The sequence below is a fragment of the Limnohabitans sp. genome (assembly GCF_044373035.1).
Taxonomy (GTDB): domain Bacteria; phylum Pseudomonadota; class Gammaproteobacteria; order Burkholderiales; family Burkholderiaceae_C; genus Limnohabitans_A.
In genome coordinates, this window is sequence record NZ_JBILQU010000005.1 from 1 (window position 1) to 13,681 (window position 13,681).

Here is a 13,681-nt window from a genome sequence, read left to right on the forward strand (position 1 = left end):
TCAACCCGATGAACCGGCTGTGGAGCGACGGACGTTGGAACAAACTCACCGTGGCGCACGGCTGCTACTGGAAAAAGTGCAGCTTTTGCGACGTGAGCCTGGACTACATCAGCCGCTACGAAACCGCACAGGCCAGCACGCTGGTGGACCGTATCGAGCAGATCGTGGCCGAAACAGGCCAGACCGGCTTTCACTTTGTAGACGAAGCCGCACCGCCCAAAGCGCTCAAGGCACTAGCCGAAGAACTGCTGCGCCGGGGCGTGCAAATCTCTTGGTGGGGCAACATCCGTTTTGAGAAAACCTTCACCCCCGAGCTGTGCGAGCTGCTGGCCCAAAGCGGCTGCATCGCCATGTCGGGCGGGCTCGAAGTGGCTTCAGACCGCTTGCTCAGCCTCATGAAAAAAGGCGTCTCGGTCGAGCAGGTGGCCCAAGTGACCAAAGGCTTTGCCGACGCGGGCGTGATGGTGCATGCCTACCTGATGTACGGCTTTCCGACGCAGACCGTGCAAGACACGGTGGACGCCCTCGAATACGTGCGCCAGCTGTTTGAAAACAGCTGCATCCACAGCGGCTTTTTCCACCGCTTTGTCTGCACCGTGCATTCGCCGGTGGGCAAGAATCCGGAGGCTTACGGCGTGACGCTCTTGCCCCTGCCCGAAGGCACTTTTGCCAAAAACGATGTCGGCTTTGTGGACCCAACCCCCATGCCACCGGGCGTGGACCACGACCTGCTGGGCCAGGGCCTGAAAAAAGCCATCTACAACTTCATGCACGGTGTGGGCGTAGAGAACGATGTGCGCCAGTGGTTTGATCTGCCCAAAGGCCAATGCCCCAAAACCACGGTGCTGCGCCACAAGATTGCCAGGGCACTGGGCTAATCCAAGTCCTCAGCTTGGGCGCATCACCAAGGGATGTGCTGCCCCTGATGGTCCACAAACTGCGCACGCCCTGTGGGCTGCAAGCCATCGAGCGTGGCCAGCAAGCGCTGGGCTGACTCGTTTGGGTGCAGGGCATCCTGGCCCACAAACGGCTGGCTCAAGGCCGATTGCACCGTGCCCGGCTGCAAGGCGGCCACCACCAACAGCGGCCTGCGCCGTGCGATTTCGATGGCCGCTGTTTGCAGCAACATGTTGAGCGCTGCCTTGGCCGCCCGGTAACCGTACCAACCGCCTTTGCGGTTGTCTTCGATGCTGCCCACGCGCGCCGACAATTTGCCCCAAATGACACGCTCACCCGAGGCCAACAAAGGCAAGAAATGCTTGAGCAGCAAAGACGGCCCCACAGCGTTCAGGTGCAAGGCGTGAAGCAAATGCGCCGCGTCCAGCTCGTCCAGTCTTTTTTCAGGGCCTCGCCCATTCAGTGTCAAGGCCCCCGTGGCGTCCAGCACCAAATGAAAGGGCCCCTGCGCTGTCAGATCCTGGGCGCAAGAGGCCATGCTGGACTCGTCCAGCAAGTCAAAGCCGGGCGAGCTTTGCCGCGAAACGCCGTACACCTTGGCACAGCGCGGGTCACTTTGCAAGGCTTGCACAAAGGCTTGGCCCATCGCGCCACTGGCACCGAAAACCAAAGCACTGTAGCCCTCGGGCAAGGAATGCATCATGAGGGTGCCCTGTTCGGGTTGTTGCCTTTTGGCGTGAGGTCATAAGCGCAGCGAAAGCCGAGGTAGACCACATAAACGTCAGCGGCTTTGAAGGCCTGCACATTGGCCTTCATGTTGTAAGCGCCATACCACCACGAGCCTCCCACGGTGCGCCGCTGGCCGCCCTGCTCATCGGTGGTCCACTCCCACACGTTTGCGCCCATGTCGTACAAACCGTTCACGCCTTGGCGCGTGGCGCCCGCAGGGGCTGCGCGGGGCCATGGGTCTGGGTCGCTGGTGTTCGCCCCTTGCGGGCTGTCACCCGTGCTCCAGGCATAGGTTTTGCCTTTCACCCAAGGCGCTGGGGGGTTGTCACGCAACTCGGTGAACCCCGCCTTTTGCCATTCCGCGCCTGTGGGCAAGCGGCCCCCTGCCCAGCGGCAGTAAGCCTGCGCCTCGGCAAAATCCAGGTGCACCGCAGGCAAATCAGCAACTGCCGAAACGCCGTCGGGCTTGCGCCAAGACCAGCCGGGACGGCGTACCCATCCGCCGACATACTCAAAACCGCCGCCCTCTTTTTCAGCGCGGGTCACGGTGCCGGTGGCCCGCACGTAGCGCTCAAACTGGCCGATGGTCACTTCGGTGCGGTCCATGGCCCAAGGGCCCAAAGTCACCTTCTCGCCAACCGGGCTGGATGCTTGCGCCAGGGCATGGGGCAGACCCGACACAATCAAAGCGCCATACAAACCCAAGCCAACCACTTTGGGCAAAGCGCCCGACAAGCCTTTGGTCATCACGATTTCTCCTCACCCAAGCTGCGCCTGACCCACTTTTGCAAAGTGGGTCGCAACGGCAAAAACAAACGGTACGCGGCCTCGAACAGCCAAGACAGCGGAGGCCAGGCCGACAGCCAACCCAACCAACGCCAGCCCGGAAACAAGCGCCACATTTGCGAGAACGCGGCCGCGCCACTGAACAAGCGGCCTTGGCTGTCGCGCACATGGAAACGGGCCATCGCCTGCGCGCAGCTGAGCGAAGCGCCCAATTCGGCCCCCGCACTCACATCCACCCAATCGATGGCGGCCGCCTGGGGCAAACGCCGGTAAACGGCCATCTCGCGTCGGCACATGGGGCACGAGCCATCAAAGTACACCGTCAAACTGCGCAGACCGCTCATGGGGCGAGCTCCGCTCGGGCCAGCAAACGGCCTTGGCGGTCCACCAAAAATCCCTCGCCCATGCTGGGGTAGGCCCCTGTCAGGCCGGTCATGTTCACTTGGTGTGTGACCCACACCTCGGTGCGGCCCTGGGGCCATCCACGCAAACGGGACAACAAGGCTTTTTGCTGCGCAGCCGAATCACCCTGCCCGGCGAAGGTGCTGTTCAGTGCGGGCCAGTCTTCAAACTGCCCAAAAGCCAGTCGCGCCGTGTCTTGGCAGCGGCACCACTGGCTGCTCAGCACCGCATCGGGCTTGAAATTTTGTGCTTTCAGCCAGGCCCCCAAAGCCTGCGAGGCCTGCCTGCCCGCATCGCTCAAATTGCGTTGGGTGCGGCACTGTCCCAAAGTGAATCCCGCCGGATCGCCCAGGCCCGATTCGGTCGCGGCATGGCGAATCAGCAGCGCACCACCGCTTTGCCGCCACAGGCGCAAAAGTTCTGCCGCGGCAGCCTTGCGCTCAGGCTGCGCCCGCACCCCACCCGACATGCCCATCAGGGCCAAGGCCGCCGCCGCAGGCCATTGGCCCAAAAGTCTGCGCCGTGAGGTGCAGACCCTCGGCATCTCGAGGTTTGCCGCTGGCAGCTTGAACAGAGGCTTCATTTGCAAGGCCCCGATCAACCCGCTTCGCCCAGGGCGATGCGCCGAAGCGCCTGCTCGAACACCTCGACCGGCTGGCCGCCCGAGATCAAATGCTTGTCGTTGATGATGACCGCGGGCACCGAGCGGATGCCCGCCTGGGTGTAGAACTGTTGCCGCTCGCGCACCTCTGCGGTGTGGGCATCGCTTTGCAACACCGCGTTGGCGGCCGACACATCCAAGCCTGCGGCAGCCACGCTGGCCAACAAAACCTGCGGGTCTTCCACACACTCGGCACGGCCTTGGTAAGCCTGCAGCAGGGCTTTTTTCAAGGCATGCTGTGCCCCGTCGCCTTGCCCTTCGGCCCAGTGCAGCAAGCGGTGTGCGTCAAAGGTGTTGTAAACCCGGCCTCGCCCGTTGGGGTTGAACACGAAGCCCACCTCGGCCCCACGTTCGGTGATCGTCTGGCGAATCTGGGCTTGTTGCTCAGGGGTGGAGCCGTATTTTTCGGTCAAATGTTCCCCCAAGTCTTGACCACCCGGCGGCATGTGCGGGTTCAGCTCGAAAGGCTGAAAATGCAGCTCGGCCTGCACCTCGCCTTGCAAGCGCTCCAGCGCTTGCTCCAGCCCGCCCAAACCCACGGCGCACCAAGGGCAGGCGATGTCGGACACAAAATCAATCTTCAAAGGGGTCATGGTCAACTTTCGGAGAATACGTGCCGCTCAATGCGGCAGAATCATGATCTTGCCGCATATCACCGACAATCGCAGATCTTGGCCCCAATTCCCACGATCCTTTGAGCAATAGAGCCTCCACCATGAACATCCTTGTCCTGCACGGCATCAACCTGAACATGTTCGGCAAACGTGACCCGGCCCAATACGGAACGACCACGCTGGACGAAATCAACACCGAATTGACCGCCCTGGGCCTTAAACTGGGCGCGCAGGTCGAGTGCTACCAAACCAATTACGAAGGTGAAATGGCCGAGCGCATCCACCGCGCCCACGGCGATGGCGTGCAGGCCGTGGTCATCAACGCTGGGGCTTGGACGCATTACAGCTACGGCATCCGCGACGCGCTGGCCATCCTCAAGTGCCCCATCATCGAAGTGCACATGTCCAACATCCACGCCCGCGAGGCATTTCGCCACCACTCGGTGATCGCCGACATCGCCAAAGGCCAGATCGCTGGTTTTGGCGTGGACAGTTACCTGCTGGGCCTGCGGGCCGCTGTGTCGGCCGCCCTTGGTTGATTGAGCGGATTTGGCCGACACGGTGCTGCATCAATCACCCAGCGTGTAACGCTGGCACAGCGCCAAAAAATCATCCAAATGGGGCTCTAGCCCGGTCTCTTCCTGCAGCAAAGCGGCCACTGCCGGGGCCATGGACGCGGCCTGGCGCGCATCAAGAAACAGCGCCCGCCAACGCCTGGCAAGCATGTCTTCGACCGTGAACGCCCATTCGTGGCGTGCGGCAAAGCGCACCATCCCTTCGGTCAAGCCCAGGCCCAACTCGCGCTGCGCACCGGGCATGGCCAGCACATGTTCGGCTTGGCTGCCCCACAAATGCAAGCCGGGGGCGTCGCTCAAGGGGTGCAGCGCCGAGCCTCCCTCTTCTGGCGCGCCCACCAAGCGGTGCAGGCGTGTGTCCACCGGACCATTGGGCGGCGGCGGCACATCGCCGTGGGCCTGCAGGGTGTGCAAGACCTCCTCAGCCATGCTGCGGTATGTGGTCCACTTACCACCGGTCACCGTGACCAGCCCAGGGGCTTCACGGCGGATCAGGTGTTCTCGCGACATCTGGCTGGTCGACTGCGCGCCATCGCCCTGCCCTGCGCTCCCTACCAAGGGGCGCAGCCCCACCCACACGCTGCGCACATCGCCAGCCTGCAAGGTCAGGCCAAACGCGTTGCGTGTTTCGCGGAACAAAAAGTCCAGCTCTTGGGCCATGGGCTGCGGTTCGCGTGGCGCGTCGCTGCGTGGGGTGTCGGTGGTGCCAATCAAGGTGGCCCCCAACCATGGCACCGCAAACAACACCCGGCCATCGGCAGTGCGGGGAATCAGCACAGCCTCGTGCAGCGGCAAACAAGCCCGCGTGACCACCAGGTGCACGCCCTGACTGGCCGTGACCAAGGCTTTGAGCGGTGGCCCTCCGGACTCGGGCGGCAAGGCCAACCGGCGAAGTTCGTCCACCCACACCCCGGCAGCGTTGACCACGCAATGCGCGAACACCTTGCGCGATGTGCCCCGCCGAGCATCGAGCAAGCGCACTTGCCAGCCGTCGGGTGTGGGGCTGAGGGCAGTGACGCGGGTGTGGTTGTGCACTCCAGCGCCTGCGCGCTGCGCGGTCTGAGCCAAAGCCAGCGCCAAACGGGCATCTTCAAACTGACCATCCCAATAACGCATGCCCGCCACCGCGCGCCCGACCAGTCCCGCCATACCCGGCAAACCCAGGGCCAGCGCCTGGCGCGACACGGCCACGGTATCACCCAGACTCAAACGCCCTGCCAGCCACTGGTACATCTTCAGGCCCACGCCCGTGAAGGCCCAGTTCAGCCAACCGGCCGCAGGCACCACAAACGACAACGGTTGCGCCAAATGGGGGGCCAAATGCAGCACAGTGGCACGCTCGCGCAAGGCCTCGCGCACCAAACGCAGCCGCCCTTGTGCCAGATAACGCACCCCGCCGTGCAAGAGCTTGGTGGACCGCGAGGATGTACCGCTGGCAAAGTCGCGGGCCTCGACCAGCAGGACGCTGCGTCCCTCCAGCGCCGCCTGCAAAGCCACCCCCAAACCGGTGGCCCCACCGCCCACCACCAGCAGATCACAGGTCTCTGGCACTTCTTTATTTTTTAATTCACTCAAAATAACCTTTCAAATGATCAAAAATAGTTGATTACAATGATTCTTTTTTGATTGTATCTAAAAAATCCAACCATTTTACGAAGCATCGCACAGGGTGAAGAACCCAGTCCACCTTAAAAAAGCAAACACCCATGGCCCTCAATCCCAGACAACTCGCCATCCTGCAATCCGTGCGAGAACAAGGCAGCGTCAAGACCGAAGAACTGGCAGAGGAGTTCGGAATCACCCTGCAAACCGCCCGGCGCGACATCCAGCGCCTGACCGAAGCGGCCGAGTTGGAGCGCTTTCATGGCGGCGTGCGGGCCGTGGACTCCTCCACCCGCAACATCACTTACACCGAACGCCAACGCATTCAGGCCAGCGCCAAGCAAGACATTGCCCGGCAAGTGGCCGCTGCCATTCCGCACGGGGCCAGCCTGTTCATGAACATCGGCACCACCGTGGAGGCCGTGGCCAGCGAGCTGCTGCACCACCGCGATTTGCGTGTGGTGACCAACAACCTGCATGTGGCCCGTATTTTGGCGGCCAACCCACAGTGCGACGTGGTGGTGGCCGGCGGCACCCTGCGCCACGAAGACTTGGGGGTGGTGGGTGAAGCCGCCTTGAACTTCATCCGCCAATTCAAGGTGGACATTGGCCTGATCGGCATCAGCGGCATCGACGAAGACGGCACCCTGCGCGACTACGACATGCGCGAAGTCATGGTGGCCCGCGCCATCGTGGCGCAATCGCGCCAAGTCTGGCTGGTGGCCGACCACAGCAAATTCCGCCGCCCCGCCATGATCGAGATGGCCCAACTCAATGCGGTGCACACCCTGTTCACCGACTTGCCGACCGAGCCTGCGCTGGCGCAGCTCATGAGGGATCAGGGGGTGCGGTGCGTGGTGGCGCAAATGGGGGCCAACACGGCGGATGCACAAGACACCCTCTGAGGCAACAACAGCTCCCGCGTCATCATCACTCTGACCTCGCGGGACTACGAAAGCAACGGCGTAGGCGGCTTGGCAGGCTGCACCTTTTTGGCCCAAGTCGGTGGCCGCGCCACCTGCCAATGCCAGACGCCTTGACGCCAACGGGCCACCAGTTTGGGGCCAGAAATGCCATGTCGGCCCACGCCCGAGGTGTCGTACAGCAAAGCCAAATCGGCCAAGGGAATGGCGTCTTGTAAATTCTGCAAAGTCCGGGGGTAACGCGCCAAAATGCGCTCGGACGGCACATCGTGGCCGCCCTCGACCACACGCTGCGCCACCCGGCCCAGCAACTGACGCGGGTCATTCACACACACCACCAACAGAACCACGGCAAAATCCGCCGCTCGCGCATCCCGCATCAAAGCCAGTTTGGACGGGTGCGAAAACACCGTCTCACTCACAAACGACTGGCACCGCGCCAGACAAGCTGCGCGACGCGCATCGGCCCAAGCCCGGGCTTGGGCAGAACGCAGTTCGGGATCGGTGATGTGCTGCAAAGCGTGGGCTTCGTGCAGGTCCGCATTCACAAATTCGGCATCGGCCGGCAGCAAGCCCGAGGCAACGGCGGAGCGGTACAGCGTGGATTTGCCGGCACCATTGGGGCCGGCCAGCAAATAGAAAACGGGGTTCAAACGAGGCAGTTGCTCAAGCGGCCTTCACCACCTGTGAGCGGTTGCTTTGCACCGTCTGTCGCACGGCCTGAGCCAGGCGGCCGGTGCTTTCGGCGGCTACAAAATCCGCCTCAATGGCGTCCAGCGGGTCGGCCGCAGACACCGAAATCGTCTGGTGCACATCGTAGAGCGCAATGGCTTCTCGGGCCTCAGAGATGGTCAAGCCAGAAGCCTCGGCAATGCGCCCCAGCGTGGCCCAATACTCGATCTGCCCTGCTACCGAGCGGCGCATGGGCGTGGCCGCTTCGCGGGCCTGGGTGACCAAACCAGCAGGCAATTTGACGGATGAGAAAGAAGAAGGTGATGCAGACATGAGACGCTCCTTTATGGCGCATTTTGCGCCAAAACGGACTCATCTGGCCATCTGGCGTGAATAAATTCCTATCGACGCAGGAAAAACACCTGCATCCATCCACACCACCCGTGCCCAAGGCTGTGGATAAGACCCGGGACAAGTGCGCCAAAGCGCATGGCGGTTGGGCTGGCGGGGTGCGCTTAAATAACAGGCAACATCAGGAGGTAACCCTCATGGTTACTCTCGAAAAGCCAAACACACAAGTCACCTCTTTGCGCGTGGCGGCAACCCCGTGTGCTGCGTGAGCAACTGCCCCTTCTTTGGCTGCCCCATGCGCTTAGGCGCAGTCGACAAGGCAACCGATGACTTCTCCCCCGCCCCTGTGCTGTTTTTGCGCCGGGCACTTTGGTAGCCGTCTTCGGCCAACGGCTGCCAGTTCGGAATCAAATGGTGTTTGCCGTTGCCAATCAAATCCGACCGGCCCATGGCCTTGAGCGCTTCGCGCAGCAAGGGCCAATTGTTGGCGTCGTGGTAGCGCAAGAAGGCTTTGTGCAGGCGGCGGCGTTTGTCGCCTTTGACCACGTCCACTTTTTCGCTGTCACGGGTGATTTTGCGCAGCGGGTTGCGTGTGGAGTGGTACATGGCCGTGGCCGTGGCCATGGGGCTGGGATAAAAGGTTTGCACCTGGTCGGCCCGAAAGCCGTTCTTTTTGAGCCAGATGGCCAGGTTCATCATGTCTTCGTCGCTGGTGCCCGGGTGGGCGGCGATGAAGTACGGGATGAGGAACTGCTTTTTGCCCACTTCTTCGCTGTACTTGTCGAACATCGACTTGAAGCGGTCGTAGCTGCCGATGCCCGGCTTCATCATCTTGGACAGCGGGCCGCCCTCGGTGTGCTCGGGCGCAATTTTCAGGTAGCCGCCCACATGGTGCTGCACCAGCTCTTTCACGTATTCGGGCGACTGCACGGCCAAGTCATAACGCAGACCGGAGCCGATCAAAATCTTCTTGATGCCCTTCAAGTTGCGCGCCCGGCGGTACATGTTGATCAGGGGGCCGTGGTCGGTGGTCAGGTTCTGGCAGATGCCGGGGAACACGCAACTCGGTTTGCGGCAGGCCGATTCGATCTCGGGGCTCTTGCAGCCCAGGCGGTACATGTTGGCGGTGGGGCCGCCCAGGTCAGAGATGACGCCGGTGAAGCCTTTGACCTTGTCACGGATGTCTTCGACCTCGCGGATGACGGATTCTTCGGAGCGGCTTTGGATGATGCGGCCTTCGTGCTCGGTGATGGAGCAAAAGGTGCAGCCGCCAAAGCAGCCGCGCATGATGTTCACGCTGAAGCGGATCATTTCCCAGGCGGGGATTTTGGTGCTGTGGTCGTGGCTGCCGTTTTCGTCGGCATAGCGCGGGTGCGGGCTGCGGGCATAGGGCAGGTCGAACACATGGTCCATCTCTGCGGTGGTGAGCGGGATGGGCGGCGGCGTGATCCACACGTCGCGTGCCAATCGTTTGGAATTGACGTCGCCATCAAGGCCTTCGCCATGCGCTTGCACCAGGCAGCGGGCGTTGCCGGGGTTGGTTTCCAGGTGCAGCACGCGGTTGGCGTGGGCGTAGAGCACGGCATCTTGCTTGACCTGCTCGTAGCTCGGCAGACGGATCACGCTTTTGTCGCGGGGCGGCACTTTGTGGGTGCCTTTGCCCCGAAGACCAGATGAAAGGGCGGGGTTGGGCACAAAAGTCAGCGGCTGAGTGATGGGCTGAATAGCGGCTTGCACGGTGCGGGCTTGTGCCACAGCAGCCGACAAATCGGCTTCGACGCTTTGAGCGTTCTGCGCGTTGTGGCCCTCGGCCACTTCTTTGGCTTCTTCCTCGCGGGCGCAAGTGGCGCCCTGCTCCCGCGCTTGGTCCGAAATCATCAGATACGGGTTGATGTGCGCTTCCACATGGCCGGGGGTGTCCACGCTGGTCGAATCGATCTCGAACCAGCCTTCTGGGGTCTCGCGGCGCACAAAGGCTGTGCCGCGCACGTCGGTGATCTGGGCTACCGGCTCACGGGCTGCCAGTCGGTGGGCGATTTCGACAATCGCCCGCTCAGCGTTGCCGTACAGCAGCAAGTCGCACTTGCTGTCCACCACCACCGAGCGGCGGACTTTGTCAGACCAATAGTCGTAGTGCGCGATGCGGCGCAGGCTGCCTTCGATGCCGCCCAGCACGATGGGCACTTCAGGAAAAGCTTCGCGGCAGCGCTGGCTGTAGACGATGGCGGCGCGGTCAGGCCGTTTGCCGCCCAAATCACCCGCGGTGTATGCGTCGTCGGTGCGGATTTTGCGGTCCGCCGTGTAGCGGTTGATCATGGAGTCCATGTTGCCGCTGGTCACGCCCCAAAACAGGTTGGGTTGGCCCAGTTCTTTGAAGGCGTCGGCGCTGGTCCAGTCGGGCTGGGCGATGATGCCGACCCGAAAACCTTGGTTTTCCAACATGCGACCAATCACCGACATGCCAAAGCTGGGGTGGTCCACATAGGCGTCGCCCGTGACGATGATGATGTCGCAGCTGTCCCAGCCCAGTTGGGTCATTTCGGCGCGGCTCATCGGCAAAAACGGGGCCGTGCCAAAGCGCTGCGCCCAGTACTTGCGGTAACTGGTCAGGGGTTTGGCGTCACGCGGGAAGAAAGAGACGTCGACAAAGGCGTTCATGGGCGGGCATTTGGGATTACCCCTTAGTGTAGGGGCACTGCGGAGGACCTGAAGCTGGCGCGGGTATTCGCCCGGGATCCTAGACGCCTGCGGACGTGTCCCCGCGTCAAAGGTCTTTTTGGGCTCGCTCGATGAGGTCGACAAAGGTCGACGCATCCCCCAGAGCTTGGGCGGCCAGCAGCGCCAGCTTGACCAGAAAAAGCTCGGATTTTTCGGGGCCAGCGGCGTCAATGGCCATGGCCAATTGGTCATAAGCGGTTTCCAGGCCGACAATGTCCAAACCAGTCGCGTTGTTCATGGGGCTTCTCCGGTGGTGGCTTGGGCAAGGGCAGCGTTCAGGCGCTGGGCATCCAGGTGCAACCAGCGGGCGCAAATGTGCTGGTCGGGGCGCAACAAATAAGCTGAGCCGGGCGTGGTCACGCCGTAGCGGCTGTGCATCCGGCCTTGCGGATCTGACAGCACCTGCAGCCAAGGCGCATCGGCCGGGCTTTTCACCAGGCCCGCATCGGCATCGCCTGGGCTGATGCAGGTGACCTTGAGCGGCAAGCCCTTGGCCCACCATTGGGCCACGCTGGCCAGCACATCGGCAGGCAATGCATCGGCCGCACCAAACCACAGCAAGTCAAAACCACCGCCCAAGTGGTCCAGCAAAAACTGCGTGTCCGTCAGGCGCACATTGAGGGGCGGCGCGCCATGCGCGGGACCGGCCTGGAAGTGCGCGTTGTCGTCCACGCGGCAGTTGAGGCTAGAGTGGCTGTACTCGTGTGGGCGTGAGGTGCGCCAGTGGTAGAGCGGTCGCACAAAGGCTTCGGTGAGCGAGAGTGACAAGACGGCATCGCGCAGCAAACGAAAGCCGCGTGTGGGCGGGGTCATGAAGCGGGTGCTTTTGCCCGCTTCTTCGATGATTTCCCAAGCCGCAGCCACGCGCTCGGTGCTGTAGTTGGCCAGCAAGGCCGAAGAAGCCTGCCCCCGGCACACCAGAGCCAGACGCCAGGCCAGGGCCTGCGCGTCCTGAAAGCCGGTGTTGGCCCCCCGCACACCAAAAATCGGCAGCAAGTGGGCCGCATCGCCCATGAACAAGGTGCGCCCCACCAGGTAGTCGGGCAAGGTGAGCGTGCGCGCCGAATACACCGAGCTCCAGTCCATCTCCCAAGGCTTGTCGGCATGGCCGATCATGGCCAGTTGGGCGTTGATGCGGGTTTTGAGCGACTCTGGCGACAAGGCTTGCTCGGGCGTTTCGCCCTCGGGCAGTTGGTAGTCAATGCGCCAGATGCCCAGGGGCTCGCGGTGCAGCAGCACGGTGTTGCCAGGGTTCCATTCGGGGTCAAAAAAGGCCAGGCGCTCGGTGGGCAAAGGCAGGTCGATGCGGATGTCGGCAATGACAAAACGGCCTTCGTAAGAAGCGCCTTCGAGCTTGAGGTCCAGCAGGCTGCGGATGGCCGAACGGGCCCCGTCGGAGGCCACCAGCCATTCGGCCTGCAGGGTGTAGGGGCCTTCGGGGGTGTCGACTTGCAATTGCGCGTGGTCAGCGTGTTGCTCAAGCGCCATGACGCGGTTGCCCCAGCGCAGATCGATCAGAGGGTTCGCTTGGCAGGCTTCGACCAAGTACTGCTCCAAAAACTGCTGCTGCAAGTTGATCATGGGGCCAAAACGGTCGTTCTCGTCGTGCGGGGCTTCCATGCGGAACACGCGTTGCCCCCGGTAAAACGAGTTGCCAAAGCGCCAGGGCAAACCGTTTTGTGTGACGCGCTCGGCCACGCCCACTTGCTGCAAGATTTCCATGGAGCGGCGGGTGAACACGATGGCGCGGCTGCCCTCGCAGACCTGCTGCTCCGATTCCAGCAGCACACAGGGCACCCCCAAGCGGGCCAACTCCAAAGCAGCTGTCAGGCCCGCCGGCCCGCCCCCGGCCATCACCACCGGGTGCAGCGGCTGCGCCGGGTGCTGCGAGGGCAACCAGGGCTGGTGCACGGTGTAGTCGTAATAAATCGAGCGGCGGGGCGCGCTGGCCGGTTGGTGCATGGTGATTGAAACAGGTGAATGCGACAGAAGAATGGTGACCAAACGCACCGATTGGCACGCAGGCGAGTGAAAAAGAGCGCTGTCTGATCAGGTCTAGCGTGGGATCATATCGAAGCGTCACTTTGACGGCCTTCGGTACGGCGTGGTGCCACAGTGCTTGGGGTATTCTTGGCCGATGCCTTTTTCTCTTGCCTGCCCTGCCCACCACGTACTGGTCATCAAAAAAAGCCGTTTCATCGCCTGTGTCGAATCGGTTGCAGGACGCGACGAGGCGCAGGCCCGGGTGGCGCAGCTCAAAGCCGAGCACCCCGATGCCGCCCATGTGTGTTGGGCGCTGCTGGCAGGTGGCCAGTCGGCGGCCAACGACGATGGCGAGCCCGGCGGCACGGCAGGACGGCCCATGCTGGAGGTGCTGCGGCACCAAGCGCTGGAAGGCGTGATGGCTTCGGTGGTACGTTACTTTGGCGGGGTCAAGCTGGGCGCAGGCGGTCTGGTGAGGGCCTACACCGATGCGGTGGCCCAGGCCTTGCTGACCGCCGAAAAAATCCCGCTGATCAAGCAGGCACAACTGGCGTGCAGCGTGCCTTATGCACTCGAAGGCCTGGTGCGGCGCGAGCTGGAACTGGCGCAGACACAGCTGCTGGACGTGGCCCATGGCAGCGTGGTCACTATGCGCTTTGCCCTGCCCGACACGCAGGCAGCGGCCTTGATGACGCGATTAAGCGAGAGCGGTCGGGGCCAACTGGTGTGGCTGGACAGTGACACCTTTGATTGAGCCCGCACAGGGAT

Annotated in this window: 15 protein-coding genes; 4 read left to right on the top strand and 11 right to left on the bottom strand. The window is 62.5% G+C overall.

Annotation, left to right across the window (positions count from 1 at the left end; translation table 11 throughout):
* Window positions 1-878, top strand: an 878-nt coding sequence (locus ACIQ47_RS01525) for a B12-binding domain-containing radical SAM protein (RefSeq protein ID WP_396436508.1), incomplete at its 5' end; no start/stop codon positions are given.
* Between the two features lie 23 nt (window positions 879-901).
* Here ACIQ47_RS01525 and ACIQ47_RS01530 read toward each other — a convergent pair.
* The 5 genes from ACIQ47_RS01530 to ACIQ47_RS01550 are packed head-to-tail and all read right to left on the bottom strand — an operon-like array spanning window position 902 to window position 4,068.
* The gene (locus ACIQ47_RS01530; protein ID WP_396436509.1) at window positions 902-1,600 is read right to left on the bottom strand and encodes an SDR family NAD(P)-dependent oxidoreductase; all 699 of its coding nucleotides are present in this window, start codon (window positions 1,598-1,600) and stop codon (window positions 902-904) included.
* Window positions 1,597-2,373, bottom strand: coding sequence for a formylglycine-generating enzyme family protein (locus tag ACIQ47_RS01535; protein ID WP_396436510.1), 777 nt, complete (start codon window positions 2,371-2,373; stop codon window positions 1,597-1,599). Before ACIQ47_RS01535 ends, ACIQ47_RS01530 begins: the two co-directional genes overlap by 4 nt.
* Window positions 2,373-2,756: a thiol-disulfide oxidoreductase DCC family protein gene (locus ACIQ47_RS01540; protein ID WP_296292155.1), complete on the bottom strand. Its 384-nt coding sequence runs from the start codon at window positions 2,754-2,756 to the stop codon at window positions 2,373-2,375. The genes ACIQ47_RS01535 and ACIQ47_RS01540 overlap by 1 nt, the downstream gene beginning before the upstream one ends.
* The gene (locus ACIQ47_RS01545) at window positions 2,753-3,397 is read right to left on the bottom strand and encodes a histidine phosphatase family protein (protein ID WP_396436511.1); all 645 of its coding nucleotides are present in this window, start codon (window positions 3,395-3,397) and stop codon (window positions 2,753-2,755) included. Before ACIQ47_RS01545 ends, ACIQ47_RS01540 begins: the two co-directional genes overlap by 4 nt.
* Before the next feature lie 14 nt (window positions 3,398-3,411).
* A complete protein-coding gene (locus tag ACIQ47_RS01550) occupies window positions 3,412-4,068 on the bottom strand; it encodes a DsbA family oxidoreductase (RefSeq protein ID WP_296292157.1) in 657 nt (218 codons plus the stop codon).
* A gap of 122 nt (window positions 4,069-4,190) precedes the next feature.
* On the opposite strand from ACIQ47_RS01550, the gene aroQ reads away from it, so the two are divergent.
* Window positions 4,191-4,628: a type II 3-dehydroquinate dehydratase gene (aroQ, locus tag ACIQ47_RS01555; protein WP_396436512.1), complete on the top strand. Its 438-nt coding sequence runs from the start codon at window positions 4,191-4,193 to the stop codon at window positions 4,626-4,628.
* Between the two features lie 30 nt (window positions 4,629-4,658).
* On the opposite strand, the gene ACIQ47_RS01560 is transcribed toward aroQ, so the two are convergent.
* Window positions 4,659-6,239, bottom strand: coding sequence for an FAD-dependent oxidoreductase (locus ACIQ47_RS01560; RefSeq protein ID WP_396436513.1), 1,581 nt, complete (start codon window positions 6,237-6,239; stop codon window positions 4,659-4,661).
* A gap of 131 nt (window positions 6,240-6,370) precedes the next feature.
* Here ACIQ47_RS01560 and ACIQ47_RS01565 point away from each other — a divergent pair, with 131 nt between their 5' ends.
* Window positions 6,371-7,171, top strand: coding sequence for a DeoR/GlpR family DNA-binding transcription regulator (locus ACIQ47_RS01565; protein WP_396436514.1), 801 nt, complete (start codon window positions 6,371-6,373; stop codon window positions 7,169-7,171).
* Window positions 7,172-7,215: 44 nt separating this feature from the next.
* On the opposite strand, the gene ACIQ47_RS01570 is transcribed toward ACIQ47_RS01565, so the two are convergent.
* From ACIQ47_RS01570 to ACIQ47_RS01590, 5 genes are all read right to left on the bottom strand, one after another.
* On the bottom strand, window positions 7,216-7,842 hold the full coding sequence (locus tag ACIQ47_RS01570; RefSeq protein WP_396436515.1) for an AAA family ATPase: 627 nt from the start codon (window positions 7,840-7,842) through the stop codon (window positions 7,216-7,218).
* A 13-nt stretch (window positions 7,843-7,855) separates the two neighbouring features.
* Window positions 7,856-8,194 (bottom strand): hypothetical protein, encoded by a 339-nt coding sequence (locus tag ACIQ47_RS01575; protein WP_396436516.1) that lies wholly within the window; start codon window positions 8,192-8,194, stop codon window positions 7,856-7,858.
* A gap of 246 nt (window positions 8,195-8,440) precedes the next feature.
* Entirely contained in the window at window positions 8,441-10,870 is a 2,430-nt protein-coding gene (locus tag ACIQ47_RS01580) for a YgiQ family radical SAM protein (RefSeq protein ID WP_396436517.1), read from the bottom strand.
* Window positions 10,871-10,976: 106 nt separating this feature from the next.
* Window positions 10,977-11,168 carry a DUF2783 domain-containing protein gene (locus tag ACIQ47_RS01585; RefSeq protein ID WP_396436518.1) on the bottom strand — a complete coding sequence of 64 codons (192 nt, stop codon included), beginning with the start codon at window positions 11,166-11,168 and terminating at the stop codon, window positions 10,977-10,979.
* The gene (locus ACIQ47_RS01590; protein ID WP_396436519.1) at window positions 11,165-12,892 is read right to left on the bottom strand and encodes an FAD-dependent monooxygenase; all 1,728 of its coding nucleotides are present in this window, start codon (window positions 12,890-12,892) and stop codon (window positions 11,165-11,167) included. The genes ACIQ47_RS01585 and ACIQ47_RS01590 overlap by 4 nt, the downstream gene beginning before the upstream one ends.
* 175 nt (window positions 12,893-13,067) lie before the next feature.
* Between ACIQ47_RS01590 and ACIQ47_RS01595 the strand changes: the two genes are divergently transcribed.
* The gene (locus ACIQ47_RS01595) at window positions 13,068-13,667 is read left to right on the top strand and encodes an IMPACT family protein (RefSeq protein ID WP_396436520.1); all 600 of its coding nucleotides are present in this window, start codon (window positions 13,068-13,070) and stop codon (window positions 13,665-13,667) included.
* Window positions 13,668-13,681 lie beyond the last annotated feature (14 nt).

Excerpts from the sequence above, each read along its gene's own strand:
- ACIQ47_RS01530 (WP_396436509.1), bottom strand. The coding sequence starts at position 1,600 with ATGATGCATTCCTTGCCCGAGGGCTACAGTGCTTTGGTTTTCGGTGCC.
- ACIQ47_RS01535 (WP_396436510.1), bottom strand. The coding sequence starts at position 2,373 with ATGACCAAAGGCTTGTCGGGCGCTTTGCCCAAAGTGGTTGGCTTGGGT.
- ACIQ47_RS01540 (WP_296292155.1), bottom strand. The coding sequence starts at position 2,756 with ATGAGCGGTCTGCGCAGTTTGACGGTGTACTTTGATGGCTCGTGCCCC.
- ACIQ47_RS01545 (WP_396436511.1), bottom strand. The coding sequence starts at position 3,397 with ATGAAGCCTCTGTTCAAGCTGCCAGCGGCAAACCTCGAGATGCCGAGG.
- ACIQ47_RS01550 (WP_296292157.1), bottom strand. The coding sequence starts at position 4,068 with ATGACCCCTTTGAAGATTGATTTTGTGTCCGACATCGCCTGCCCTTGG.
- aroQ (WP_396436512.1), top strand. The coding sequence starts at position 4,191 with ATGAACATCCTTGTCCTGCACGGCATCAACCTGAACATGTTCGGCAAA.
- ACIQ47_RS01565 (WP_396436514.1), top strand. The coding sequence starts at position 6,371 with ATGGCCCTCAATCCCAGACAACTCGCCATCCTGCAATCCGTGCGAGAA.
- ACIQ47_RS01575 (WP_396436516.1), bottom strand. The coding sequence starts at position 8,194 with ATGTCTGCATCACCTTCTTCTTTCTCATCCGTCAAATTGCCTGCTGGT.
- ACIQ47_RS01580 (WP_396436517.1), bottom strand. The coding sequence starts at position 10,870 with ATGAACGCCTTTGTCGACGTCTCTTTCTTCCCGCGTGACGCCAAACCC.
- ACIQ47_RS01585 (WP_396436518.1), bottom strand. The coding sequence starts at position 11,168 with ATGAACAACGCGACTGGTTTGGACATTGTCGGCCTGGAAACCGCTTAT.
- ACIQ47_RS01590 (WP_396436519.1), bottom strand. The coding sequence starts at position 12,892 with ATGCACCAACCGGCCAGCGCGCCCCGCCGCTCGATTTATTACGACTAC.
- ACIQ47_RS01595 (WP_396436520.1), top strand. The coding sequence starts at position 13,068 with ATGCCTTTTTCTCTTGCCTGCCCTGCCCACCACGTACTGGTCATCAAA.